Raw genomic sequence first — 24,235 nt, forward strand, 5'->3', positions numbered from 1 at the left:
TTGCAATGATACTTCACGAAGATTGAAGTACCACCAGGCCCATCAGCGTCTAGAAGCGCATGATCGACCTACAGGATCGCAGCGTGCAGATCACCCACGGCGGCTACCCAAGCTCTATCAGATGAGTCGGCGGGACCTTTCCAATCGCTTCGGCGCCATCCTGCTCGACGCGGGCCAGGATGTGAACGCGGTGATCGCCACCAGCAGCTCTATCGATTTCGCGGCGCAGACGCTCTGAGCGCGCCCTGGATAGCGGATGCCGAGGGGCACCACCTGATCCAGTCGTTCCACTTCGGCCCGGCTGTGGCCCACGTGACCAACGTCATCCTGTCGTTCAGGGGCAAGACGGCGAAGCTGCAGGGCCTTGGCCAACGCACTCTGGTGAAGCGATCGCTGCCGGAGGGCCCTCCACACCGCACCTGGTTACACTGCACAGTGAGCGGGGTGATCGAGAACGCCCTGTGCCTTGAGAAACAGGGTGGCCAGCGGATGTTCTAGATCGGCGGGATCTACAGCCACTCGCTGCGTGAGCTCAAGGATCTGTTCCAGCTCAGCCACGGGCGCAATGACCTGGTGCAGCAGAGGAAGCTCCTGAAGGACTACCGCGGCTACGAGCAGTACCAGGAAATCGCCAAGGCCACCGAGGACGCAGAAATGCAGCGTTCGGTGCGGATCATCGAGGCGTACTTCGACCTATCCAGCGCATCGAGCAGCTACGGCGCTGCTCGGTGGCCAGCGCCGCACCTGGGAGGCACCCACCCAGCGGATCGGCCAGACCGTGGCGAAGGCCTGCTGGAATTAAATGGTTTGTCTCCTTCCCCCATGACCGTTACCACCAAGAGCATCCAGGATAGCGGCAGGATCATCCGCTGGAGCTGGAAGGCCGGCGTGGTGGCTAGCCCCGACTGGTGCCGAACCCACGCTGTCGATCCCCATAGGTCTTGGTAGCACTCTTACACAAGTAGCTTGCTCGATAGAAAAGCTCTGGCAGCTCATCGACATCTCCTCGACGAATCTCCCGATCAACAAAGTACTCGGCATTCCTAGGAACCTCTAAAAGCCCATTCGCTTGCTCGACCGGTATGCCCAGTGCACTTGCCCAGGACTCTTGCATTCGGCTTATCATGTTCACACGCTTTGAACGTAGCCGTCCCATCGTGTAGTAGGCATCTCGGTTTAACAGAATCAGCAGATGGTAGTGCTGCCGACCCGCGTGACCCACCTCTCTTGCCCAAACGTACCTGACCTTGCATCCACGCGAGTAGCCTCGCTCAGCCACCCGCTCTTGGTGGTACTCAATCTTCTTCGTGAACGACTCAAAGAACCTGCTGATGATCCGATTCGTATAGACGTGGCCGGGAAGCTCGACGCCTCGGGGCAAGCGGAGATCCACTCTGAAAGCCAAGATCCTCGGATACTCAGCCAAGGCCAGCTCAATAGTGTGCTTGAGATCAGACAGGTACTCACGAATAAAGGGGCCTACTTCGCTCTGTAAGGGAAAGCCCTCGAAGGTATCCCCGTGGTGCAGATGGAGGTTGGGATTATCAGGATGACGGAGTGGGTAGCGCTGGGTGGGTTCGTTATCGTTAAGCATGGTTATGACCTCTCGTTGGTTGAGTTTCATAACCTGTGCCTGCTGTGTACTTTTTAACCGCTACCTTGCTCGCTGACCAATTGCTTGGTCTCTGTGCATGCGTTGTAGTGTTAGCCCTTCAGGTGGTGGCTCAGTATCCGACTCCCTGTATAGGTCAGTGAAGGTTGCTACTCAGTTGGGCATGAACCCTTCGGGTGGTAATAGCTAGTAAAAGCATATAGCTAGTAAAAGCATAATACCCGCACCGCAATTTCCTTCTCCGACCAACTCGGGCAAAGCCACCTCAATGATCCCGCCATGGCGGCATTTTTTGCCTAGTTCGGATTTCGGAAATAAATCAAGCAGAAGAGGCCCGAGCCAGATATCGGAACTGAGGCTGTCGGGGCGGCGGGAGCAATACTGCCACGACTTGCCATGCGGAGCCGAACAGTCAGGGACTGAACGGCGGCATAAGCGCCATGACCAGCCAATGCTGATCATGGCGCAGATGGCAGTGCTAGCTGGCCATACTCAGATGGCCGATTGGGCGCGCAACGCCTCCCTCAGCCTGGTCACGCTCCTCGATCCTGGCCAGGATCCAGTCATGCACCTCGCTATCAACCCAGCCGGCGCAGCGTTCACCCAGGGATACCGGCTTCGGGAAGGTGCCTTCCTTGATGTATTTGTAGATGGTCGACCGGGCAAGACCGGTCGAATCGATGACTTCTTTCAGGCGGATGATCCTCATGAACGGGGCTCCTCGTATTCGTTCAGAGGATTGGCAAAGCCCGTAAAAAAACACTGAAGGACTGGTACGCAGGTGCCCCTCCATGGCCCCCATCCTTAGACCTAGCCAAGCTGTAAACCTACGGCTCTCTGGCGCCTGAACACCAACTAGGGCAAATCTCCCTTCCTCGTGACTCGCCGACTGCATTCCGCAACCGGCACCCGGCTCACGCCACGTCCTGCAGGACATCCGGCTTGTGTTCTAGACAGCCGTTTTGACCGTCTGCCTAATCCAACGCCCCCAATCTCAAGATCATCTTGTCGCTTGCCTGAACATGGCTAGCAAAACCGCGCTTCCAGACCGGCGTCCTGTGGTGCTCTCACCTCACGCAAAGGCAGATTAGGATAAGGAAACGCGAGATTCTTTCAAAAACCCCACTGAAACCCAGCAAAATTAGGGTATACAAAGAAAAAATATTCCTAGAATCACCATAGAGCGGTCCTAGAAACTCAAATAAATCTTAATAGATCGTATATAGAATCAATATAGAATTTGGCGAGATCTTCCCCCCAACCGCCTCTAGACCTGGGTTGAAATGACGTGAAAGCTGACAATCGTGCGCGCAGCAAGGATGCGGATAGGCTGAGCGAACTGCTCCAAGAACCTCATCAAAACCATCGTCAGGACATCTGGCTGTGGCTGTACCTCTACTACTACAGAGAGGCCAGGATTGATCTCAGAACCTGTAACGGACTCACCATGCGTGACGAGATAGCCAAGGCCCTAAGGGACGAAAAGTACTTCCAGTCCCGCATCCCCCGAGAGAAGGATCGACTGCTGCTTCCAAATGAAAAGCTGGACTGGATCGAAGAGGATGAACGGCAGCACCAGTGGCTGATCCGCGAGATCGAACTGATGACTGACCTGCGCCTTTCTCGCGGCCTAGTCCACCTCACTGGCAGGGATCGCCTCATCGCCATGATCGACCTTTGGGATGTCGATCTTGCCGAGAAGGCATCCGAGGTCGAACTCCTTCACCGGGACTGGCGCAGGCACAAGGCAAAGGACAGCGACTTCGAATGGTTCGCCGATAAAAAAGAGGGCGAAAAGCGCTGTATCTGTGCCTGGGAATGGCTTAAGAAGAAGCATCTATCGCCGCTATCTAGGCAGGCGCCGATCAGCAACTACCAAGAGCTGCTGATGTTCTTCGACCAGGAGGATATAGGCGGAAACGAACGGACAGCCATGATTCGAGAGATCAAGAGGCGATGGAGCCGCAAGCAATTCGACGAGCGCGCCGCCAACAAGAAGCAGGTCAACGTCATGCTCTCGAAAACGGTGATCGTCCAGCTCGATGCGCTAGCTGAAAAACATGGCCTTAAGCGCGCTCAAATTATTGAGAGCCTAGTGAGGATGGAGGCTGACGCCGGCATGTACTTAGCCGAAAACTAGGCGTCGCCCCATCCCCTACAAGCCACCATACCTGCAGTAGTTACTACGCCGCAGCGTGTACTACACAAACCACCCACGCATTCAAAACCGGGTACAAAATCGGGTACTCTGAATTATGCAATTCGCGCAAGAAGCCACATTTCAAGGCCCGGCAACCAACACTTACCGGCTAACGTCTGTCTCGGCGAACGCCAGAACCCCCTCCCCACCGCAAGGTGGCGAGGGGGTTTTCTTTTGGGCGAGTCTCTGCGGGTAAAGGCCCGCCCTGATTTGGCACAATGACGGCCACCCGCCGCCCGGATGCCGCCATGAACTTCGATGACCTGCGCCTGTTCGTCACCACTCTGAACGAGGGCAGCTTCACCGCGGCCGCCGACAAGCTGGGGTTGTCCAAGCAGTTCGTCAGTCGGCGGACCATGGTGCTGGAGGAAAGCCTAGGGGTGCGCCTGCTTAATCGCACCACGCGGCGCTTGCAACCGACCGAGCTGGGGGTGCTGCTCTATGAGCGGGCGGTGAAGATCCTCGAGGACGTCAACGATACCGAGGAACTGCTCTCCAGCCGGCGGACGGTGCCCCAGGGGGTGCTGAGAGTTAGCGCGCCCATGACCTTCGGGACGCTGCACCTGAGTCCCTTGCTGCCGGATTTTCTCTCGGCCTATCCGCAGATCCGGCTGGAGTTGGATCTCAACGACCGTGCGGTGGATCTCCTGGCGGAGGGCTACGACATGTCGATCCGCATCGGCACCCTGGCCGATTCCAGTCTGATCGCCAAGCGGCTGACCGAGATGCAGTTGGTGACCTGCGCCAGCCCGGAGTATCTGCGCCAGGCGCCGCCCTTGGTGCAGCCGGAGGATCTGGCCGAGCACAGCTGTCTGCTCTATGGGCATGGCCGGCAGGTGGAGTGGCGTTTCCAGCGCGGGGGCAAGCCACTGGTGCTGCCCATGCAGGGGCAACTCAGGGCCAACAACGGAGAGGTGGTGCGGGATGCGGCCATCGCTGGCCAGGGGATTGCGGTGCTGCCGACCTTCATCGTGGGCGAGGCACTGGCATCAGGGGCGCTGGTGCAGGTGCTGCAGGACTTCGATCTGCCCAGTGCCGCGGTCTATGCAGTCTATCCCCAGCATCGCCAGTCGGCGCGCATCGTCCAGCTGTTCTCGGACTATCTGCGCGACCGACTGACGATTTAGCCGGCTCAAGCCACGGCGCCGCGGGTCGGCTGGCGCTGGGGCCACTGCTGCAGGGTGCGTTCGGCACCGTCGGCAGCCAGGCGTTGGCCGTCCAGGCGCTGCTGTTGACGCTGGATCGAGGGCTGCAAGGTGCGGTCGGCGCCGTTCTCGGCCAGGGCGCGACGCGGGTCCAGGCGCTGCTGCTGGCGCTGGATCGACGGTTGCAGGCTGCGGTCGGTGCCGTTTTCGGCCAGGGTACGATCGGTCTGCTGGTGCTTCTCGATCAGCGAGCCCAGAGGGCGCAGGGCGCTTTCCTCGGCCTGGGCGGATTGGCCGATGGCCAGGGTGAGCAGGGTGGCGCTGAAGAGGGCGGTGAGGGTTTTCATGGCGAGTACCTGTGTCGGGTGGGTGTGGACTCATTGTCTCCACCCTCCCCTTCGCCTAGAAATCGTCCTGCGGGATAGCGATCATCGACCGCGCTGATGATCGTCTAGGCCTGCAGCGCCTGGCGCTGGCGCAAGAGGAACAGGCACCAGACGGCCAGCGCCGTGGCGGCCAACAGGCAGCCGGCGAGGCTCACGCCGGTCCAGCCGAAGTGTTCGTAGAGCCGTGCCGACAGCAGCGAGCCCAGGGAGCCACCGAGGAAGTAGCCGGTCATGTAGCCGGCATTGAGACGGCTGCGGGCTTCGGGGCGCAGGCGATAGACCACGTTCTGGTTGCTGACGTGGGTGAGCTGCACGGCGAGATCCAGCACCAGGATGCCGAGCAGCAGCGCCGCCAGGGAGCTCTGGGCGAAGGCCAGGGGTAGCCAGGCGAGGGTCATGGCCGCCAGGCCTATGCTGGTGGCGAGACTGCCCTTGCCCTTATCGGCCATGCGTCCGGCCAGGTTGGCGGCCAGGGCCCCCACCGCCCCGGCAAGACCGAACAGGCCGATGGTGCCGTCGCCGAAGCCATAGGGCTCGGCGGCGAGCAGGAAAGCCAGGGGCGTCCAGAACACCGCGAAGACGGCGAAGCCCAGACAGCCCAGCAGGGTGCGTAGCCGGTGCAGGGGTTCGTCGCGCAGGAGGACGAACACCGAACCCAGCAGCCGCGGATAGCTCAGGCCCGCCGACTGCTGGTAGCGCGGCAGGGCCAGGCGTAGGGCCAGGGCGGTGGCCAGCATGAGCCCGGCGGCGACGGCGTAGACGGTGCGCCAGTCACCCAGGGACGAGAGCGCTCCGGCGACGGTACGGGCCAGCAGGATGCCGAGGATGAGGCCGCTCATGACGGTGCCCACCGCCCTGCCCCGCTGTTCCGGCGCCGCCAGGGTGGCGGCGAAGGGCACCAGCACCTGGGCCACCACCGAGAAGAGCCCGGTCATGGCGGTGCCCAGCAGCAGCCAGGGCAGGCTGGTGGCGGTGGCGCTGAGGGCGAGGCCCGCCGCAGCGATCACGCTCATGGTGACGATCAGGCGGCGCCTTTCGAGCAAGTCGCCCAGCGGCACCAGCAGCAGCAAGCCGGCGGCGTAGCTGAGCTGGGCGGTGGTGACGATGCTGCCGGCTTGGGTGTAGCTGAGGTCGAAGCGCTGGGCGATGGTGTGCAGCAACGGCTGGTTGTAGTAGTTGCTGGCCACGGCGATGCCGGTGGCGACGGCCATGAGCAGGGTCAGCCAGCGGCTGAGGGGTGGCGTGGGGGTCGACATCCGCAAGGGTCCGGGACGATGAAGGGCTCATCAGTATCGGACAACGGCAGCTATCGGTTAAATGAATCGTTAAGATGAGTTTTATCTCATTTCAAGATAGCGCCCATGAATCTCAAGCAACTGGAATTTGCCGTCGCCCTGGCCGAGGAACGCCACTTCACCCGCGCCGCCGAGCGCTGCCACGTGGTGCAGTCGGCGCTCAGCCACCAGATCGCTCGATTGGAAGCCGAATTGGGCGCCACCCTGTTCGAGCGCCTGCCGCGCCAGGTACGCATCACCCCGGCAGGCGAGGCCCTGCTGGTCCAGGCACGCCAGGTGCTGGCGGCGGTGGCGCGGCTGCAGCAGGACGTGGCGGCGGCGGTGGGCGATATTCGCGGCGCCCTTACGGTGGGCTTGATTTCCTCGGTGCCGCGGCTGGATATCGTCGAGCTGCTGGCCGCCTTCCATGCCCGCCATCCCCAGGTGGACATCCAATTGCGCCAGGACAAGAGCGAGACGCTGCTGGCGGCGGTGCGCGAGCGGCAACTGGATTTCGCCCTGATCGGCGTCTCCCGGCAGGTGAGGCTCGAGGCGGTGGAGCACCGCCTGCTGCTCAGCGAAGAGCTGGTGGCGGTGCTGCCGGCGGAGCATGAGCTGGCCGGACGGGAACGGCTGTCGCTGCATGAGCTGGTGGAGCTGCCACTGGTGGACCTGCCAGCCGGTAGCGGCGCGCGGCGGCAGACCGACGAGGCCTTCGCGGCCCTGGGCCTGCCCCATCGCGTGCGCTTCGAGACCAGCAACATGCAACTCCTGGAGCGCTTCGTGCGCCGCGGCCTGGCCATCGGCCTGGTGCCGCGCAGTATCGCCGCCACCCTCGCCGGCCTTACCAGCGTGCCGGTGAGCGATGCGCCGCAGCGAAACGTCTATGCCATCTGGTCGCCCCTGCCGACACCGGCGACGCGGGAGTTCCTGCGGGTGCTGGAGGAGGCCTTGGCGGATTAGCTGCCGAATACCGTTGCATTGCACACGCCTTGCTAAGCTGCGAGGCCCATCCCAGGAGGTTGCGTCCATGCAGATCACACGCATCGTACCGAACATCGCCACCGAGCAACTGGCCGCCGCCAAGGCCTTCTACGGCGAGCTGCTGGGTCTGACGCTGGCGATGGACCATGGCTGGATCCTGACCTTCGTCGGCGCGGGCCAGACCAATCCCCAGGTCAGTTTCGCGGTGGAGGGTGGCTCGGGCACGCCGGTGCCGGAGCTGTCGCTGGAAGTCGATGACCTGGATGAGGTCTTGCGGCGACTGGAGCGGGCGGGCTATGCGCCGGAATACGGTCCGGTGACCGAGCCCTGGGGCGTGAGGCGCTTCTTCGTCCGCGATCCCGGCGGGCGGTTATTGAATTTTCTGGAACATGCCTGAGAAGCAGCCTTTTCCACGGGTGACTACGGGACGTGGGGCGCGCCCTCACCCCAGCCCTCTCCCGGAGGGAGAGGGGGCTAGCTGAGCAGGCTTTCATCACCAGCGGTACCCGGCGGATCGCGATCAGAGCGTAGCGTGGAAAACGGTGCAGCCTTTTCCACGGGTGACTGTGTGGCGTGGGGCGCGCCCTCACCCCAGCCCTCTCCCGAGGGGAGAGGGGGTTCATCCGAGCAGGCGTTCATCTTCGGCGGTACCCGGCGGATCGTGATCAGAGCCGTAGTGTGGAAAACGGCGCAGCCTTTTCCACGGGTGACTGCGTAGCACGGGGCGCGCCCTCACCCCAGCCCTCTCCCGAGGGGAGAGGGGGTTCATCCGAGCAGGCGTTCATCTTCGGCGGCACCCGGCGGGTCGCGATCAGAACCGTAGCGTGGAAAACGGCGCAGCCTTTTCCACGGGTGACTGCGTAGTACGGGGCGCGCCCTCACCCCAGCCCTCTCCCGAGAGGAGAGGGGGTTCATCCGAGCAGGCGTTCATCTTCGGCGGCACCCGGCGGGTCGCGATCAGCCGTCGTGCCCCATCCGTAGCAGCGGCATCTGCGCCCCTGGCATCCGGCTACCTACCAAACGCCTGGGAGCCTCCTGATCGGCCCTCAGCCCTCGCTCACCGGCAGGCGGCGGACGAAGGTACCGACGCGCCAGGCGAATCTTTCGCCCTGGCACTGCACCAGCAGGTTGCGCACCCGGTAGGCCTGGTCGGCGACGCTGGCCTCGGCCTGGGCTTCGCTGGCGCCGTCGATGTCGTTGCGGGCGAGTACCTGGTAGCTGCCGGTGGCGCAGCGCTCGGCGGCCTCGCCGGCACAGCCGGACCAGCTGCCGAAGACCCCGTTGCACTGCACCAGGTAGGCCGTGCGGCCATCCTGCAGGTAGGCGGTGTGGGAGCTGGCGCAACCGGCCAGGGCGGCGAGGAAGCCGGCACAGGCCAGCAGGCGAAGGGCGGTGCGGAAGGAGGCGAGGGACATGGGAGTGGCTCCAAACAATATGGAGCCATCGTAGAAAGCCAACTCCCTCCGCAATAAATCGTACCGGCGGATAGCGCTTATCGATGCGGCTGATGACAAGCGCGGGCTACCCCAGGTCAGGGGCGGTGATGTCCACCTTAAGGCTCTGGTAAGCCGGGCGGGTGGAGGCTGTGAACACAACCACTACAAACCCGCCGCTTCCTGTCCCTTGAGCCGCGAGCCCGCCAGAGGTCGGAAGCCCTTCGAGCAAGGAGATCGCCATGTCTACCTGGACTTCGACACAGCGCAACGTGGCCTTCGCCACCTTTGCCAGTTGGACGATGGATGCCTTCGATTTCTTCATCCTGGTGTTCGTCCTCAGCAACCTGGCGCAGTACTTTCACAACTCGGTGACGGATGTGTCCCTGGCGATCATGCTGACCCTGGCGGTGCGGCCGCTGGGTGCCCTGATCTTCGGGCGGCTGGCCGAGCGGCATGGGCGCCGGCCGATCCTGATGCTCAACATCGTGCTGTTTTCGCTGTTCGAGGTCCTGTCCGCCTGGTCGCCGACCTTCATGGCGTTCATGGCCTTCCGCATCCTCTACGGTGTGGCCATGGGCGGGGTCTGGGGCGTGGCTTCGTCGCTGGCGATGGAGACCATCCCCGATCGCTCGCGCGGGCTGATGTCGGGGATCTTCCAGGCCGGCTATCCCTGCGGCTACCTGCTGGCGTCCATCGTCTTCGGGCTGTTCTTCTCCTCGGTGGGCTGGCGCGGCATGTTCCTGATCGGCGCCCTGCCGATCCTGCTGCTGCCCTTCATCTACTTCAAGGTGCCGGAGTCGCCGGTATGGCTGGCCGCGCGGGCGCGCAAGGAGAGCATCGCCCTGCTGCCGATCCTGCGCCAGCACTGGAAGATCTGCCTGTACATGGTGCTGCTGATGGCCTGCTTCAATTTCTTCAGCCATGGCACCCAGGACCTCTACCCCACCTTCCTCAAGGTGCAGCACCAGTTCGATCCGCACACCGTGAGCCTGATCGCCATTGGCTACAACATCGCGGCGATGCTCGGCGGCGTGTTCTTCGGCTCGCTGTCGGAACGCATCGGGCGCAAGAAAGCCATCATGCTGGCCGCCCTGCTGTCCTTGCCGGTGCTGCCGCTGTGGGCCTTCGCCAGCGGTTCCTGGAGCCTGGGCATCGGCGCCTTCCTGATGCAGTTCATGGTACAGGGCGCCTGGGGCGTGGTACCGAGCTATCTCAACGAGCTGGTGCCGGGCAATGCCCGCGCCATCCTGCCGGGCTTCGTCTACCAGATGGGCAATCTGCTGGCCTCGGTCAACGCCACCCTGCAGGCGCATATCGCCGCGGTCCATGGCGGCAACTATGGCCTGGCCATGGCCTTGGTGGCCGGTACCGTTGCCGTGTTGATCGCCGTGTTCGCGGCCTTCGGCAAGGAGACCCGCGGCATGCGGATTTCCGGGGCGGTGGCCGATACAGCCCCGGTTACGTCGCCGGCTCGCCCATGAATCTGAGGATCTCCCCGCGCAGCCAGCGCTCGCCCGGGTCCTGATCCTGGGCGGCGCGCCAGACCAGCGACAGCTTGGCCGGGACGATGGGAAACGGCGGTTCCTCGAGGCGCAGACTGCCACTGGCGGCCAGCGCCCGGGCGGCGTAGTCGGGCACGGTGGCGAGCAGGTCGCTGCCGGCCAGCAGGGCGCCGAGGCCGTTGAAGTGCGGGACGCCCAGGGCCACCTTGCGCGAGCGGCCGAGACGCGCCAGATCGTCGTCGATATTGCCGCAGAGATCGCCGGACATGGACACCAGCACATGGGGTCTGCCGCAGTAGTCGTCCAGGCTCAGGGGCGCGGGATCACGGTCGGCGCGCACCACCAGGGCGCGGATGTGCCTCAGGGTACGACTCTTGGCATTGGCCGGCAGCTGGGTGGTGTAGCTGATGCCCAGGGAGACCTCGCCGCTGGCGAGCAGGCCGGGCAGGAGCAGGAAGTTGGCGTTGCGCACCACCAGCACGCAGTGCGGCGCCACCTCGCGCAGATGGTTCAGCAGCGGCGGCAGCAGGCCGCATTCGACGTCGTCGGACATGCCGATGCGAAACACCGCGCGGCTGGCGCCGGGATCGAAGTCGTCGACCTCGCTCAGGGCGTTGGACAGGCCATCCAGGGCCGGGCGTAGCCGTTCGAGGATGGCCAGGGCGCGCGGCGTGGGCTCCATGGCGCGCCCGCTGCGTACCAACAAGGGATCGTCGAAGAATTGCCGCAGGCGCACCAGGGCGGCACTGATGGCCGGCTGGCCGAGAAAGAGTTTTTCCACGGTACGGGTGAGGTTGCGCTCGTGCATGAGGCTTTCGAACACCACCAGCAGGTGCAGGTCGATGCGGCGCAGGTCGTTGCGGTTCACGGCATCCCTCCGCGACGGTCCGGCGCCTGATTGGGCGCCGGACTGCCTCTTCCGTTATTTAGCAGCCAGCTTGGCGTAGCTGGTCATCAGGTTGCGGTAGTTGGGGATGTGGTTGGACAGCAGGGCGCCCAGGCCCTCGATGTCGTTGCGCCAGTCGCGGTGCAGCTCGCAGGCCACGCTGAACCAGTTCATCAGTTGCACCCCGGCGGCGCTCATGCGTGCCCAGGCGGCCTGTTGTACGGTCTTGTCGAAGGTGCCGGAGGCATCGGTCACCACGAAGACGTCGAAGCCCTCGGCGATGGCCGCCAGCGCCGGGAAGGCCACGCAGACATCGGTCACCACGCCGGCGATGATCAGTTGCTTGCGGCCGGTGGCCTTGATGGCGGCGACGAAGTCTTCGTTATCCCAGGCGTTGATCTGGCCGGGACGGGCGATGTACGGCGCCTCGGGGAACAACTCGATCAGCTCGGGCACCAGCGGGCCGTTGGGGCCCTGCTCGAAGCTGGTGGTGAGGATGGTGGGCAGACCAAAGAACTTGGCGCTGTTGGCCAGGGCCAGGACGTTGTTCTTGAAGTCGCTGGGAGTGAAATCCTGCACCAGGGAGATCAGACCGGCCTGGTGGTCGATCAGCAGGACGACGGCATCGTTCTTGTCGAGACGGTTGTAGGGCTTGCTCATGGTGGAGTCCTCAGGGGTGGTGGTTGATGAGGTAACGGGCTGCGCTAGGCGCCGCCCAGGAGATGGCGGATGGCGATGGGTACGCCGGGGGTCTGGTATTGCCGCGCCGCCGCTTCCAGGCGCTGTTCGCCCTGGGTGACGCGGTGGTGGTGGCGCAGGTGCTCCAGCCAGGATTCGTCGCAGAAGAATTCCTGCCAGCGGCGCGGCTCGGCGCTGTCCTGCAGCAGGGCCCAGGAGAAGGCGCCGTTGCGCCGGCGCATGCCGCCGACCGCCTGCATGGCCTGGCGGAAGGCCGGGCCGTGTTCGGGGGCGATGTCGTATTCCAGGGTGACCATCACCGGGCCGCGCTCGCGGTCCAGGGAGTCGTCGAGCAGCGGTGTCGGCCAGTGCAGCGAGGGGGCGATGTCCGCCGCCGGGGTGACCGGCAGGCGCAGGCGCCAGGTCAGGACGATGCCGGCCAGCAACACCGCGGCGGCCGCGCTCAGGGCCACGGTCAGGGAGAAGTGACTGGCCACGGTGCCCCAGAGGGTGCCGCCCAGGGCGCTGGTGCCGAAGAACACCAGGATGTAGACGGCCAGGGCGCGGGCGCGTACCCAGCCGGGAACGGCGGTCTGGGCCGCCACCTGCAGGCTGGAGAGCACGGCGATCCAGGCCAGGCCGCTGGCGAGCATCACCGGCAGCAGCCAGGCGAAGTCACGGATCCAGGCCAGCCCCAGCAGGACGAGGGCATAGAGGGCGCTGGCGCCGGCTACGAGCAGATCGCTGGAAAGTCTTTCGCGTAGCCGCGGCAAGAGCATGGCGCCGCCGATGGCGCCCAGGCCCACGCAACCGAGCAGGATGCCGAAATCCAGGGCAGTACCCTGCAGGGCCTGGCGGACCAGCAGCGGTAGCAGGGCCATGCCGGCGCTGGCGCCGAGAAAAAACGCGGCGGTCCGGGCCAGCACCACCTGCAGCTGGGGGGAGCTGCGGGCGTAGCGGAAACCGACCCGGACCGCGCCCAAGAGGCGCTCCGCGGGCAGCACGGCGGCTGCAGGTTGGCGCCGCCAGGTCAGGAGCGCGACGATGACGGCGAAGAAGGACACGGCATTCAGGGCGAAGGTCAGCCAGGGACCGGCCAGGCTGACCAGCACCCCGGCCAGCGCCGGCCCCAGGGCGCGGGCCACGTTCATGCCCAGGCTGGACAGGGCGATGGCCGCGGGCAGCTCGCTTTTATCCACCAGCTCGGGGGTGAGCGCCGACCAAGCCGGCAGCATCAGCGCGGTGCCCACGCCCATGGCCAGGGTCAGGCCCAGGAGCAGCGGCACGCTCATCCAGCCGGCCAGGGTCAGGCTGGCCAAGGCCAGGGCCACCGCGGCCATCCACAGCTGCACGCCGAGCAGATAGCGGCGCCGGTCGACGATGTCGGCCAGGGCGCCGGCCGGCAGCGCCAGCAGGAACATCGGCAGCGCCCCCGCCACCTGCACCAGGGCCACCGCCAGGGGGCTGGCCGACAGCGAGGTCATCAGCCAGCCGGCGCCCACCTCGTGCATCCAGGTACCGATGTTGGAGGCGATGCTGGCCAGCCACAGCCAGCGAAAGGTGCGCTGGCGCAGCGGCTGCCAGGGCGAGGCAGTGTTCGGCGTGAGGGTGGCGGCGGTCATGGCGGCGGTCCTCAGAAGCTGAAGCAGGAGCAGCCGAAGGCGCCCCAGAAGCCACTGAAATCGCTGACCGGCACCCGGCTCTGGCGCGCCCGCTCATGGCCGTGGCCATGCACGGAACAGGCGCCGGCGCACTGGTGCACGGCGGCCTGCAAGGGCGTACCGGGTTTCCAGTGACCGGGCACCTTGACCACCGGCGACCAGTCCGGCGTGACCGGCAAGGGCGCCGGCCCCAGGCGATCGAATTCCTCGGCGCCATGGACGATGCGGCCACCGACCACGGTGAGCACCGACTCCAGGTGCTTGATGGCCTCTTCCTCGACGCTGAAGAAGTCCGCCGAGAGCACCGCCACGTCGGCCAGTTGGCCCACCCGCAGTTGGCCCTTCTTGCCCTGTTCCGAGGAGAACCAGGCACTGCCCTGGGTGAGCAGCTGCAGGGCGGTGGCCCGCGGCAGGCCCTCTTGGTAGAGCGCCAGGCCGCCGACGGTGCGGCCACTCACCAGCCAGTACAGCGAGGTCCAGGGGTTGTAGCTGGACACCCGGGTGGCGTCGGTCCCCGCCCCCACCGGTACACCAGCGGCGAGCATCCGCTGGATCGGCGGGGTCTGCTCGGCAGCCTGGGCGCCGTAGCGGTCGACGAAGTATTCGCCCTGGAAGGCCATGCGGTCCTGGATGGCGATACCGCCGCCCAGCGCCTTGACCCGCTCGATGTTGCGCGGGCTGATGGTCTCGGCGTGGTCGAAGAACCAGGGCAGGCCATTGAAGGGTACGTCGCGATTGACTCGCTCGAAGACGTCGAGCATCCGCGAGATGGATTCGTCGTAGGTGGCGTGCAGGCGGAACGGCCAGCGCTGCTCCACCAGGTGGCGCACCACGGGTTCCAGATCGGCCTCCATGGTGGGTGGCAGGTCCGGGCGCGGTTCGAGGAAGTCCTCGAAGTCGGCTGCGGAGAAGGCCAGCATCTCGCCGGCGCCGTTGTGCCGGAGGAAGTCGGTGCCCTGGTGCAGGGTGACGCTACTGGTCCAGTTCTTGAAGTCGGTCAGCTCTTCCTTGGGTCGCTGGGTGAAGAGGTTGTAGGCGATGCGCACGGTGAGCTGGTCGGCATCGGCCAACTCCTGGATCACCTGGTAGTCGTCCGGGTAGTTCTGGAAGCCACCGCCGGCATCGATGGCGCTGGTCAGCCCCAGGCGATTGAGTTCGCGCATGAACTGGCGGGTGGAGTTGACCTGGTACTCCAGCGGCAGCTTGGGCCCCTTGGCCAGGGTGGCGTAGAGGATCATGGCGTTGGGCCGGGCGATGAGCATACCGGTGGGCTCACCGCGGGCATCGCGCTGGATCTCGCCGCCCGGGGGATTGGGGGTGTCCTTGGTGTAGCCGACCACCCGCAGGGCGGCGCGATTGAGCAGCGCCCGGTCGTAGAGGTGGAGGATGAACACCGGAGTGTCCGGCGCCGCCTGGTTGAGTTCGTCCAGGGTCGGCAGGCGGCGCTCGGCGAACTGGAATTCGTTCCAGCCGCCCACCACCCGCACCCACTGGGGCGCCGGGGTGCGCTCGGCCTGGTCCTTGAGCAGGCGCAGGGCATCCGCCAACGAGGGCACGCCCTCCCAGCGCAGCTCCAGGTTGTAGTTGAGGCCGCCGCGGATCAGGTGCAGGTGGGAATCGTTGAGGCCGGGAATGGCGCGGCGGCCGCGCAGGTCGACCACCTGGGTAGCCGGACCGCGATGGGCCATGGCCGCGCTGTCGCTGCCCACGGCGATAAAGACGCCGTCCTTGATGGCGACCGCAGTGACCTCGGGGCGCTCGGGATCGACGGTGTGGAGCTTGCCGTTGTGCAGGATCAGATCGGCGTGTTGCATGGTGCCTCCAGGGGCAGGGTCGGCGCGTCCGGCCAGGGGCAGGACGGACCAGAGCGCGCCGGCGGCGCCCAGCAAGAGGGCGCGACGGCGTTGGGGGTCCAGGGGTTCTTGGCTCATGGCGGCTCTCGCAGCCCGGACAGCACCTGCTGCCCGGGCCGGTGCTCAGCTCGCCACGAAGGCCAGCAGGTCCTGGTTCAGCTGCTCGGCGTGGGTCACCGCGAAGCCGTGGGGGGCACCGGCATACACCTTGAGCTCGGCGCCGCGGATCAGCTCGGCGGCCAGCTTGCCGGTGGTTTCGAAGGGCACCACCTGGTCGGCGTCGCCGTGGATCACCAGGGTCGGCACGTCGATCTTGGCCATGTCCGGGCGGAAGTCGGTCGCGGAGAAGGCGGTGACGCAGTCCAGGGTGCCTTTCAGCGAGGCCAGCAGGGCGATGTTGAGGGTCTGGGTGAAGACGCCCGCGGAGACCTCCTGGCCCTGATTGGTGCCATAGAAGATCGGCGCGAAGTCGGCGAGGAACTGCGCGCGGTCCTTCAGCAGACCGCCGCGAATACCGTCGAAGACGCCCTGGTCGACGCCCTGGGGGAAGTCCGGTTTCTGCCCGAACAGCGGGGTGACGGCGCCCAGCAGCGCCAGCTTGGCCACCCGCGCCGAGCCGTGGCGCGCCAGGTAGCGACTGACGTCGCCACCGCCCATGGAAAAGCCCACCAGGGTGACGTCGCGCAGGTCCAGGTGCTCGATCAGCTCCTTGATGTCGTCGGCGAAGGTGTCGTAGTCGTAGCCATTCCACGGCTGGCCCGAGCGGCCGAAGCCGCGGCGGTCGAAGGCGATGGCGCGGTAGCCGTGGCTGGCCAGGTGGTGCAGCTGGTAGTCCCACATGTCGGCGTCCAGCGGCCAGCCGTGGCTGAACAGCACGGGCTTGCCGCTGCCCCAGTCCTTGAAATAGATCTCGACGCCATCGCGGGTGGTGAAGGTGCTCATGGTTGTTCGCCTCTAGGGGTGGGGGGAGTGGAAAAGGCGCCCGAGCGGGCGTTGAGCCAGGGCGCGCACAGACGGCTCACCCGCGGCATGATCAGGAACACCACCAGCGGCACGATGCACAGGGTGATCAACAGATTGCTCGGCACCGGCCCGGCCAGCAGCGGATAGCGCGCGAACAGCGGCTGCCACAGCGGCGGGATCAGCATGGTCAGGGGCGCGATGACCAGATAGGTCAGCACAGCCTGCTTCCAGGCCGGTGGCGGGCGCACGCCGGGGCGTGGCGGGTTGAACCAGAATTCGGCGTCGGCATGCACCTCGGGGGCATCGGCCTCGCGCAGCAGTGGTGCCACCTCGGCGATCAATGCCTGGCGCTCTGGCGAGGCCAGCCAGGCCTGCAGTTGGTCGACGTCGGCGAAGCGCACCAGGGTAGTAAAGGCGGCGCCCTCCTCGGCTGGCGGGATGACGTCCACACCGAGATGACCACAGGCCGCGCGGGCGGCGGTGACCGCGCGCTGCAGCCAGCGCTGGTAGGCCTGGTGCTGGCCGGCCAGCGGCTGGTGACGGATCACCAGGGTGACGATGCGACCGTGGGCCTGTTGCGGGTCTTGCCCGAGTGCGGCGGTCATGACAGCGCCCTCGCGAAGCCGCCCTGGGGCGCGCGGCGGCTGGCCAGCCAGGCCGTCAGCGAATAGCGACCTGGCCCGGTGAGCGCCAGGGTGCCGAACAGCACCAGCAGCAGCCAGCCGAACTGGCCCTGCTCCAGCGACCACTCCGGATGCACCGCCACCAGCGCGATGAGCAGCAGCCCCAGGATCGGCAGGCAGGCCAGGCGGGTCGCCCAGCCCAGGGCGATCAGCAGCGGGCAGAGCACCTCGGCGAACACGGCGAAGGCCAGCGTCGGCCAGACGCCCAGGTGCAGCGGGTCCTCGATCAGGCCGAGTTGCTGGCGAAAGTGCAGCGCCTTGGGCAAGCCATGGACCGCCAACAACAACCCGGCGCCACCCAGGCGCAGGAACAAGAGCCCCAGATCCAGCCGCGCCTCGCGCATGGCCCATCCTCCTGATGAGAGAGTCGGCTGCGAGAAAGGCCTCGCGCCGTCGATGGGGCGGACTTTCGCCCGGACGCCGGGGAGCGGCCTTGGACGTCTGTGCTGGTTTTTGTACGTCTGTGCTGTGGCGTGTGGGTGAAAGGATTCAGGTCACAACAACGGCCTGGAGGTATTGAACAGTCAACTCAGGCATGACGGTAAAACGCCATTCAGCTACTTAATCGAATTCAAGGTGGACAGTAATCTGCCGCCCATCGCATCTATGCCGGATGCCAGACCTTGAAAGGACAGCTGACGATGAACACCACCCAAGCCTTCACCGCCACCACCGGCCGCCTGCTGCTGGCCAGCCTCTTCCTGTTCAGCGGCGTGGGCAAACTGCTCGCCCCCGCCGCCACCAAGGGCTACATCGCCGCCATGGGTATGCCCTTCCCGGACCTCGCCTACCTGGGCGCCCTGGCGGTGGAGCTGGGTCTGGCCAGCCTGCTGCTGATCGGCTATCGCACCCGCCCGGTGGCGCTGGCCATGGCCGCCTTCGCCCTAGTCACCGCCGCGGTGTTCCACAACCACTTCGCCGATCAGAACCAGCTGATCCACTTCCTCAAGAACCTGGCCATCGCCGGTGGCCTGTTGCAGGTGGCGGCCTTCGGCGCCGGCGCCCTGAGCGTGGATGGGCGGCGGCCGGTGCGGTCGGCGCGGTTGGCCTGACTCCATCGCCCCTTGCGCGCCCGCTTGACCCTCGCGGTCAGGCGGGCGCCGTCACATCCAGCATCCGCGTGCAGGCCTCGCGCAGCAGGTCGAGGAACAGCCGCAGGCGCGCCGGATAGACCCGGGCGTAGGGGTAGATGAGGTAGAGCGGCAGGGGCGCGGCCTGCCAGTCGGGGAGCAGGTGCACCAGCCGCCCCGCGGCGACATCCTCGCGGACCATCCAGTGCGACAGCGCCGCGCAGCCCAGGCCGCGCACGGCGGCATGGCGGGCGACGAAGAGGCTTTCGGTGGCCAGGCGGGGGCGCAGGGGCACGATATGGCTCTCGCCCGAGACAGGGCGCTCCAGGTGCAACTCGCTCTGGTAGAACTGGCTCATGGCGATCCAGGGCAGCGCCGCCAGGTCCTCGGGACCGGTGAGCGGTCCGGCTAGCGCCGGCGCCGCCACCAGGATGCGCTGGACGTCGCCCAGGCGCAGCGCCACCGTGTCCGGGTCCTCCACTACCCCTACCCGGATGGCGCAGTCGACGCCATCGGCGACGAAGTTGGGCCCGCGGTCGCTCAGCACCCAATCCACCTGCATGCCCGGATAGCGGCGCAGATAGGCTTCCAGCGGATCGAGCAGTTGCTCCTGGCCGAAGGCATGGGGCATCACCACCCGCAGGCGCCCCTCGGGTTCGGCATGGGCGCCGTGCAGGGCGGCGGCGAAGGCCTGCCAGTCACCGAGCAGTTGCTGGGCCTGGCGATAGCAGCGCTGACCGTCCTCGGTGAGTCTCAGGGCGTGGGTCGAGCGCTGCACCAGGCGCACCTGCAAGGCCGCTTCCAACGCCTGCAGGCGACGACTGACGGTGGGCTGGGTGGTGCCGAGTTGGCGCGCTGCCGCCGACAGGCTGCCGGCCTCGACGATGCGGACGAAGGTCTCGAGCAGATCGAGACGGTCATGGGTAAAGGTGCTGTTCATACGCCTTACGTATACCCCCTGTACCGGGCGTTCGGCTACAACCGGCCAGCCTTCTGGCGAAGAATGCAGCCCATCGCATCCCGACCCGGAGCTTCCGCATGAACGACATGCCGCTTTCGCATAGCCAGACCCCGCCGCGCACCGCCACCCTCTCCCCGGCCTTGCTGGGCCTGCTGGCCACCGGCGCCGGCCTGAGCGTGGCCAACCTCTATTACAGCCAGCCGCTGCTGGGCACCCTGGCCAGCGACCTGCCGGCGACCGCCGCCGACGTGGGGCTGATCCCCACCCTCACCCAACTCGGCTATGCCCTGGGCCTGTTGCTGCTCGCGCCCTTGGGGGATCGCTTCGACCGCCGCCGCATCATCCTGGCCAAGCTCGGCATCCTGCTGCTGGCCCTGCTCGGTGCCAGCCTGGCACCGGGGCTGCACGCCCTGCTACTGGCCAGTCTGGTCACCGGTTTGGCCGCCACCGTGGCCCAGGATCTGGTGCCCGCCGCCGCGACCCTGGCGCCACCGGCCGAGCGTGGCCGCATCGTCGGCACGGTGATGACCGGGCTGCTGCTGGGCATCCTGCTGTCGCGGGTGGTCAGTGGCCTGGTCGGCGAGCTGTTCGGTTGGCGGACGCTCTATCTGCTGGCCGCGGCCAGCATCGCCGCCATCGGCATGGCGGTCTGGCGCGGGCTGCCGAGCTTTGCGGCGACCACCCAGCTGAGCTATCCGGCGCTGCTCGGCTCGCTGGGCACCCTATGGCGTCGACATGCCGCGCTGCGCCGGGCGACCCTGGCCCAGGGCCTGCTGTCCGTCGGCTTCAGCGCCTTCTGGTCGACCCTCGCCCTCTATCTGCATGCCGGTCCCTTCCAGCTGGGCAGCGCCGCCGCCGGGGCCTTCGGCCTGGCCGGGGCCGCCGGGGCCCTGGCCGCGCCCTGGGCTGGGCGCCTGGCGGATCGCCACGGCTCGGAATGGGTGACGCGCCTGGGCATCGGTCTCGCGGCCCTGGCCTTCGCCAGCCTGCTCGCCCTGCCCTGGATGCCGGGAGTGGCCGGCCTGGTGCTGCTGGCGGTGGCGACGGTGGTCTTCGACCTCGGTGTCCAGGCCAGTCTCATCGCCCACCAGGCCCAGGTCTATGGCCTGGAACCCGAGGCCCGCAGCCGGCTCAACGCGGTGCTCTTCACCGGCATGTTCATCGGCATGGCCAGTGGCGCCGCCCTGGGCAGCCTGTTGCTGGTACGCCTGGGCTGGAGCGGCGTCGCCGGCCTGGCGCTTACCGCCGCGCTCCTGGCGCTGCTGGTACGGCTCTGGCCCGCCGCTGTGCGTCGAATCTGAAGAGCGTCCTGGGCGGGGGTGGTGACGCCTCGCCCAAGGATCGTCAACCAAAACAGGACGACCATTCCGCTTTCAGCTCGTTAATCAAAGTCTCTCTCCACAGTAGGATGTCTTCCATGGCGTCGGCACCGACCGCGCCCCCTCAGACAAGGAGCCCTATCATGCTGGCCATTCGTAAAGCTTCCGATCGCGGCGCCGCCAACCACGGTTGGCTCAACTCCTTCCACACCTTTTCCTTCGCCAACTACCGCAATCCGGCGGAGCAGGGTTTCTCCGACCTGCTGGTGATCAACGACGACACCGTGGCGCCGGCACGCGGCTTTGGCGAGCACCCGCATCGCGACATGGAGATCTTCTCCTATGTGCTCGAAGGCGCCCTGGAGCACCAGGACAGTATGGGCACCGGCTCGGTGATCCGCCCCGGCGACGTCCAGCTGATGAGCGCTGGCAGCGGTGTCAGCCACAGCGAGTACAACCACTCCGACCGCGAGCGTGTGCACTTCCTGCAGATCTGGATCGTGCCCAACGTGCGCCGCGCCACGCCGCGCTACCAGCAGCAGCACTTCAGCGCCGAGACCAAGCGCGGTCGCCTGGCGCTGATCATTTCGCCGGATGGCGCCGAAGGCTCGCTGGAAGTCAGCCAGGACGCCCGCGTCTACGCCGGTCTGTTCGACGGTGCCGAAAGCGCCACCCTGCAGTTGGCCCCCGAGCGCTATGCCTATGTGCACGTCGCCCGCGGCAGCCTGGAGCTGAATGGCGTACTGCTGCAGGCCGGCGACGGCGTCCGGTTGCGCGGCGAGCGTGAACTGCAGCTGGCCCACGGCACCGACGCCGAGGTGCTGGTGTTCGATCTGCGGCCCAACGAACTGCCGCAAATGCCCTAAGCCTGTCTGCGCCTAGGTAGCAGCAGGCGCCAAGCCCGGAGGCCGCTCACTCGGCCTCCCCTTGCCGAGAACGCGCCATGAGCACCCAAGCCTTGACCTCCCTGGTGGCCGGTAACGCCACCCTCTGGCTGACGCTGAACGTCTTTGGCGAACAGCTGGGCCTGCCGGTACCGGCCTATCCCTCGCTGGTGGTGATGGGCGCGGCGGCCGACGAGGCCGAGTTGCTCCTGGCGCTGTTAGCCAGCGTCGCGGTCACCGGGCTGGCCGATCTGCTCTGGTACTGGGCTGGCCGTCGGCACGGCACCTGGTTGTTGCGTCATCTGCCGGGGCACGTCCCGGCCGCCACCCGCTTGCCCGGCCTGTTGCTGGTGGCCAAGTTCGTCCCCGGCGCCGCCGCCCTGGCGACCCTGAGCGCAGGGGCCAGCGCCATGCCCCTGCGGCGCTTCCTCGCCTACGACCTCGGCGGCGCCACCCTGTGGATCGGCTCCGGCCTGGCCCTGGGCCGGCTGTTCGAAGCCCACATCCTGGCCCTGCTGGACGAACTCGAAGGCTATGGTCCGGCCCCGCTGTTGCTCGCCGCGGGCCTCGGTATCGCCTGGTTCGGTTGGCATCTCCTCTCCCAGCGCCGCGCTCGCCACCCCGATCCGCGACACTGCTGCGCCTAGTGTGGTGTGTCAGAAGTTAACTGCACAATTTTGGCGGCGCTTTTTCGGTCTGGCCAGCGTTGCCACTCCTCGCCATAGCCCTGCTATGACTCGTCGCGGCGCCTAGCCCAGTCGGAACGCCGAACCGCCAAAAAATCACTCGCCAATTCTTGCGCGAACTTCTGACACACCACACTAGCAATTGCCGTCTTAACGCTAATTAACGATAGGCAACTCGCACGTCAGACAACCGCACGGAATCATTCTCATCCAGACCGCCGCTTCAAGGTTGGTTCGATAGGGAGAGCGCCATGTCCATGACCGTCGATAGCACCTCAGCCCTATCCAAGCGGCCGGATACGCGTCTGGTCGGTTTGGCCGCCTGGCAGGAGCGCCTGGCCAAGGAAATCTTGCTGCAACACCTGGAACGCGGGATCAGCGTCAGCCGGGTCGCCGCTCTCTGCGGGCTGTCGCGCAGCCACTTCACCCGGCAGTTCAAGCTCACAGCGGGACTCGCCCCGCTGGAATGGCTGCGCCACCAGCGCATCGTCCGCGCCCAGCAGTTGCTGGCCGAGCGCGCCTTACCCCTGGCGGCGATTGCCCTGGAATGTGGTTTCTTCGATCAGGCGCACCTGAGCCGGGTGTTCACCCGTGCCGTGGGTGTGCCACCGCTGGCCTGGCAACAGCAGGCCCTGGAACGGCGGCTGCTGGCGGAGCTGACGCAGGTGCAGCCGCAGCATGGCCAGCAGGCGGTAGCCTAGGCGCTCGCCAGCGTCCTCCACCAGGATCAGCGACTTGTCCACCAGTTGGCCCAGCAGGGGGATGAAGTACGCCTCCTCCAGGCCACGCTGGGCGGCCAGCGCCAGCGCCCGGTCACGACTGAATCGCTCGCCCGCCTCGGCCAGGGTCGCCAGCACGGCGAATTCGGCTTCGCTCAGGCTGTGCAGGCTCCAGTCCAACATGGCACCCAGGCTGCGCTGGCGCTGCGCCGCGGTACGTCGCCCCTGCACATCCAGGTAATAGCCACCTTCGAGTTGCGCCAGCACGCCGCCGAGCCCCTGGGCCGCCACCTGTTCGGCGAGGATCTCCAGGGCCAGGGGAATACCCTCGCTGCGCCGGCAGATCTCACCGACCAGCGACACGTCGGCCGGCCGCAGACGCAGCCCCGGCAGCCGTGCCCGGGCGCGGCGGACGAACAGGCGAAAGGCCGGCTCGCGCATGGCGTCGCGCAGGCGTGGCGAGGATGGGATCGGAACCGCCAGGGGGGCCAGGCGCAGCACCCCCTCTCCCTCCACCCGCAAGGCTTCGCGACTGGTGACCAGCACCTTGAGTGAGGGGCAGCCCTGCAGCAGCCGCTCCACCAACCAGGCACAGGGCTCGACCAGGCGCTCGGCGTTGTCCAGTACCACCAGCAGGCGCCTTGTGGCCAGGGCCTCCTGCAGGGCCGGCACCCCCGCCCCGGCCGCCAGCCCCAACTCGCTGGCCAGGCGCTCGACCAGGCCCATGACCGTGCCGAGGGCGGCGAGATCGAGGCTCTGCACGCCGTCGGGTAAGTCGTCCGCCAGGGTCGCCACGAGGTGCTGGACCAACAGCGACTTGCCGACCCCGCCGGGACCGACCACCGAGACCAGTCGCCGCGGCGCGAGCAACCGGCGCAGCTCGGCGAGGCTGGCCGCCCGTCCCTCCAGCGGCGTCAGGGGAGATGCCGCCTCGGCCAGCGGCAGGAGCTCGGTCTCGCCCAGGCGCTCCACCGCGAGGGCGAAGCCATAGCCGCGATGGCGCACGCTCAGAATGGGGTCCACGGCGCTGTAGGAGCGCAGCACCCGGCGCAGGGCCGAGATGTGCACTCGCAGGTTGATGTCCTCGACGACGCTGCCGGGCCACACCTGGGCCATCAAGGTCGGCTTGTCGATCAATTCGCCGGGACGCTCCAGCAGCACTCGCAGGATGTCCAGGGCGCGGCCGCCCAGGGGCAACGGCCGCTCGCCGTCGAGCAGCAGACGCCGCCGGGGATCGAGGATCAGACCGCAGAAACGGTAGGCACTCGCCTCCGCCAAGGGCTTGAGTTCATGCATGACCATGCTGCGCTCCGCCGCGCCAGGCCTGTCGCCG

General features: G+C 66.5%; 23 protein-coding genes and 2 pseudogenes. 11 read left to right on the forward strand and 14 right to left on the reverse strand.

What is annotated here, in order from left to right; all coding sequences use genetic code 11:
* Nucleotides 1-53 precede the first annotated feature (53 nt).
* Nucleotides 54-737 (forward strand): annotated as a pseudogene (locus FAZ11_RS25075) (DNA helicase); the annotation flags it as partial.
* A 158-nt stretch (nt 738-895) separates the two neighbouring features.
* Here FAZ11_RS25075 and FAZ11_RS20890 read toward each other — a convergent pair.
* Nucleotides 896-1,594 carry an inovirus Gp2 family protein gene (locus FAZ11_RS20890; protein ID WP_081049598.1) on the reverse strand — a complete coding sequence of 233 codons (699 nt, stop codon included), beginning with the start codon at nt 1,592-1,594 and terminating at the stop codon, nt 896-898.
* A gap of 496 nt (nt 1,595-2,090) precedes the next feature.
* Complete coding sequence (locus FAZ11_RS20895; RefSeq protein ID WP_058766264.1) at nt 2,091-2,321, reverse strand: helix-turn-helix transcriptional regulator; 231 nt, start codon at nt 2,319-2,321, stop codon at nt 2,091-2,093.
* A gap of 579 nt (nt 2,322-2,900) precedes the next feature.
* Here FAZ11_RS20895 and FAZ11_RS20900 point away from each other — a divergent pair.
* Together FAZ11_RS20900 and FAZ11_RS20905 are read left to right on the forward strand one after the other, a co-directional pair.
* On the forward strand, nt 2,901-3,752 hold the full coding sequence (locus FAZ11_RS20900; RefSeq protein WP_058766265.1) for a hypothetical protein: 852 nt from the start codon (nt 2,901-2,903) through the stop codon (nt 3,750-3,752).
* A gap of 308 nt (nt 3,753-4,060) precedes the next feature.
* Complete coding sequence (locus FAZ11_RS20905; protein ID WP_058773247.1) at nt 4,061-4,939, forward strand: LysR family transcriptional regulator; 879 nt, start codon at nt 4,061-4,063, stop codon at nt 4,937-4,939.
* A gap of 5 nt (nt 4,940-4,944) precedes the next feature.
* Here the strand turns inward: FAZ11_RS20905 and FAZ11_RS20910 are convergent, their stop codons facing one another.
* Nucleotides 4,945-5,304, reverse strand: a complete 360-nt coding sequence (locus FAZ11_RS20910) for a hypothetical protein (RefSeq protein WP_058773246.1) — start codon at nt 5,302-5,304, stop codon at nt 4,945-4,947.
* A gap of 104 nt (nt 5,305-5,408) precedes the next feature.
* Nucleotides 5,409-6,599, reverse strand: a complete 1,191-nt coding sequence (locus FAZ11_RS20915; RefSeq protein ID WP_058773245.1) for an MFS transporter — start codon at nt 6,597-6,599, stop codon at nt 5,409-5,411.
* 105 nt (nt 6,600-6,704) lie between these two features.
* On the opposite strand from FAZ11_RS20915, the gene FAZ11_RS20920 reads away from it, so the two are divergent.
* Both FAZ11_RS20920 and FAZ11_RS20925 read left to right on the forward strand, forming a co-directional pair.
* Nucleotides 6,705-7,580: a LysR substrate-binding domain-containing protein gene (locus FAZ11_RS20920; protein ID WP_058773244.1), complete on the forward strand. Its 876-nt coding sequence runs from the start codon at nt 6,705-6,707 to the stop codon at nt 7,578-7,580.
* A gap of 67 nt (nt 7,581-7,647) precedes the next feature.
* On the forward strand, nt 7,648-7,998 hold the full coding sequence (locus FAZ11_RS20925) for a VOC family protein (protein ID WP_058773243.1): 351 nt from the start codon (nt 7,648-7,650) through the stop codon (nt 7,996-7,998).
* Nucleotides 7,999-8,647: 649 nt separating this feature from the next.
* On the opposite strand, the gene FAZ11_RS20930 is transcribed toward FAZ11_RS20925, so the two are convergent.
* The gene (locus FAZ11_RS20930; protein WP_058773242.1) at nt 8,648-9,016 is read right to left on the reverse strand and encodes a YgdI/YgdR family lipoprotein; all 369 of its coding nucleotides are present in this window, start codon (nt 9,014-9,016) and stop codon (nt 8,648-8,650) included.
* A 260-nt stretch (nt 9,017-9,276) separates the two neighbouring features.
* Here FAZ11_RS20930 and FAZ11_RS20935 point away from each other — a divergent pair, with 260 nt between their 5' ends.
* Complete coding sequence (locus tag FAZ11_RS20935; RefSeq protein ID WP_058773241.1) at nt 9,277-10,518, forward strand: MFS transporter; 1,242 nt, start codon at nt 9,277-9,279, stop codon at nt 10,516-10,518.
* On the opposite strand, the gene FAZ11_RS20940 is transcribed toward FAZ11_RS20935, so the two are convergent.
* The 7 genes from FAZ11_RS20940 to FAZ11_RS20970 form a co-directional block, all read right to left on the reverse strand.
* On the reverse strand, nt 10,496-11,407 hold the full coding sequence (locus FAZ11_RS20940) for a LysR family transcriptional regulator (RefSeq protein ID WP_058773240.1): 912 nt from the start codon (nt 11,405-11,407) through the stop codon (nt 10,496-10,498). The two genes, FAZ11_RS20935 and FAZ11_RS20940, sit on opposite strands and share 23 nt — an antisense overlap.
* A gap of 54 nt (nt 11,408-11,461) precedes the next feature.
* A complete protein-coding gene (gene ycaC / locus FAZ11_RS20945; protein ID WP_042136560.1) occupies nt 11,462-12,085 on the reverse strand; it encodes an isochorismate family cysteine hydrolase YcaC in 624 nt (207 codons plus the stop codon).
* A 44-nt stretch (nt 12,086-12,129) separates the two neighbouring features.
* Entirely contained in the window at nt 12,130-13,725 is a 1,596-nt protein-coding gene (locus FAZ11_RS20950) for an MFS transporter (RefSeq protein ID WP_058773239.1), read from the reverse strand.
* An 11-nt stretch (nt 13,726-13,736) separates the two neighbouring features.
* Complete coding sequence (locus FAZ11_RS20955) at nt 13,737-15,578, reverse strand: amidohydrolase (RefSeq protein ID WP_167497024.1); 1,842 nt, start codon at nt 15,576-15,578, stop codon at nt 13,737-13,739.
* Nucleotides 15,579-15,740: 162 nt separating this feature from the next.
* Nucleotides 15,741-16,559: an alpha/beta fold hydrolase gene (locus FAZ11_RS20960; RefSeq protein WP_058773237.1), complete on the reverse strand. Its 819-nt coding sequence runs from the start codon at nt 16,557-16,559 to the stop codon at nt 15,741-15,743.
* Nucleotides 16,556-17,185: an antibiotic biosynthesis monooxygenase gene (locus FAZ11_RS20965; RefSeq protein WP_058773236.1), complete on the reverse strand. Its 630-nt coding sequence runs from the start codon at nt 17,183-17,185 to the stop codon at nt 16,556-16,558. The genes FAZ11_RS20960 and FAZ11_RS20965 overlap by 4 nt, the downstream gene beginning before the upstream one ends.
* Nucleotides 17,182-17,607: a DoxX family protein gene (locus FAZ11_RS20970; protein WP_058773235.1), complete on the reverse strand. Its 426-nt coding sequence runs from the start codon at nt 17,605-17,607 to the stop codon at nt 17,182-17,184. Before FAZ11_RS20970 ends, FAZ11_RS20965 begins: the two co-directional genes overlap by 4 nt.
* 297 nt (nt 17,608-17,904) lie before the next feature.
* On the opposite strand from FAZ11_RS20970, the gene FAZ11_RS20975 reads away from it, so the two are divergent.
* Nucleotides 17,905-18,315: a DoxX family protein gene (locus FAZ11_RS20975; RefSeq protein WP_058760652.1), complete on the forward strand. Its 411-nt coding sequence runs from the start codon at nt 17,905-17,907 to the stop codon at nt 18,313-18,315.
* 37 nt (nt 18,316-18,352) lie between these two features.
* Here the strand turns inward: FAZ11_RS20975 and FAZ11_RS20980 are convergent, their stop codons facing one another.
* Nucleotides 18,353-19,273, reverse strand: a complete 921-nt coding sequence (locus tag FAZ11_RS20980) for a LysR family transcriptional regulator (protein ID WP_058773234.1) — start codon at nt 19,271-19,273, stop codon at nt 18,353-18,355.
* Nucleotides 19,274-19,371: 98 nt separating this feature from the next.
* Between FAZ11_RS20980 and FAZ11_RS20985 the strand changes: the two genes are divergently transcribed.
* The 4 genes from FAZ11_RS20985 to FAZ11_RS21000 all read left to right on the forward strand — a co-directional run bounded on the left by FAZ11_RS20985 (nt 19,372) and on the right by FAZ11_RS21000 (nt 22,884).
* Entirely contained in the window at nt 19,372-20,595 is a 1,224-nt protein-coding gene (locus FAZ11_RS20985; protein ID WP_058773233.1) for an MFS transporter, read from the forward strand.
* Nucleotides 20,596-20,756: 161 nt separating this feature from the next.
* Entirely contained in the window at nt 20,757-21,479 is a 723-nt protein-coding gene (locus FAZ11_RS20990) for a pirin family protein (protein WP_137279052.1), read from the forward strand.
* A 77-nt stretch (nt 21,480-21,556) separates the two neighbouring features.
* Nucleotides 21,557-22,144 (forward strand): DedA family protein, encoded by a 588-nt coding sequence (locus FAZ11_RS20995; RefSeq protein WP_058782928.1) that lies wholly within the window; start codon nt 21,557-21,559, stop codon nt 22,142-22,144.
* A gap of 290 nt (nt 22,145-22,434) precedes the next feature.
* Nucleotides 22,435-22,884, forward strand: a complete 450-nt coding sequence (locus FAZ11_RS21000; RefSeq protein ID WP_074529220.1) for a helix-turn-helix domain-containing protein — start codon at nt 22,435-22,437, stop codon at nt 22,882-22,884.
* Nucleotides 22,885-23,508: 624 nt separating this feature from the next.
* On the opposite strand, the pseudogene FAZ11_RS25085 reads toward FAZ11_RS21000, so the two are convergent.
* Nucleotides 23,509-24,204, reverse strand: a pseudogene (locus FAZ11_RS25085) (winged helix-turn-helix domain-containing protein); the annotation flags it as partial.
* Nucleotides 24,205-24,235 lie beyond the last annotated feature (31 nt).

The organism is Pseudomonas rhizoryzae (assembly GCF_005250615.1).
Classification (GTDB): domain Bacteria; phylum Pseudomonadota; class Gammaproteobacteria; order Pseudomonadales; family Pseudomonadaceae; genus Chryseomonas; species Chryseomonas rhizoryzae.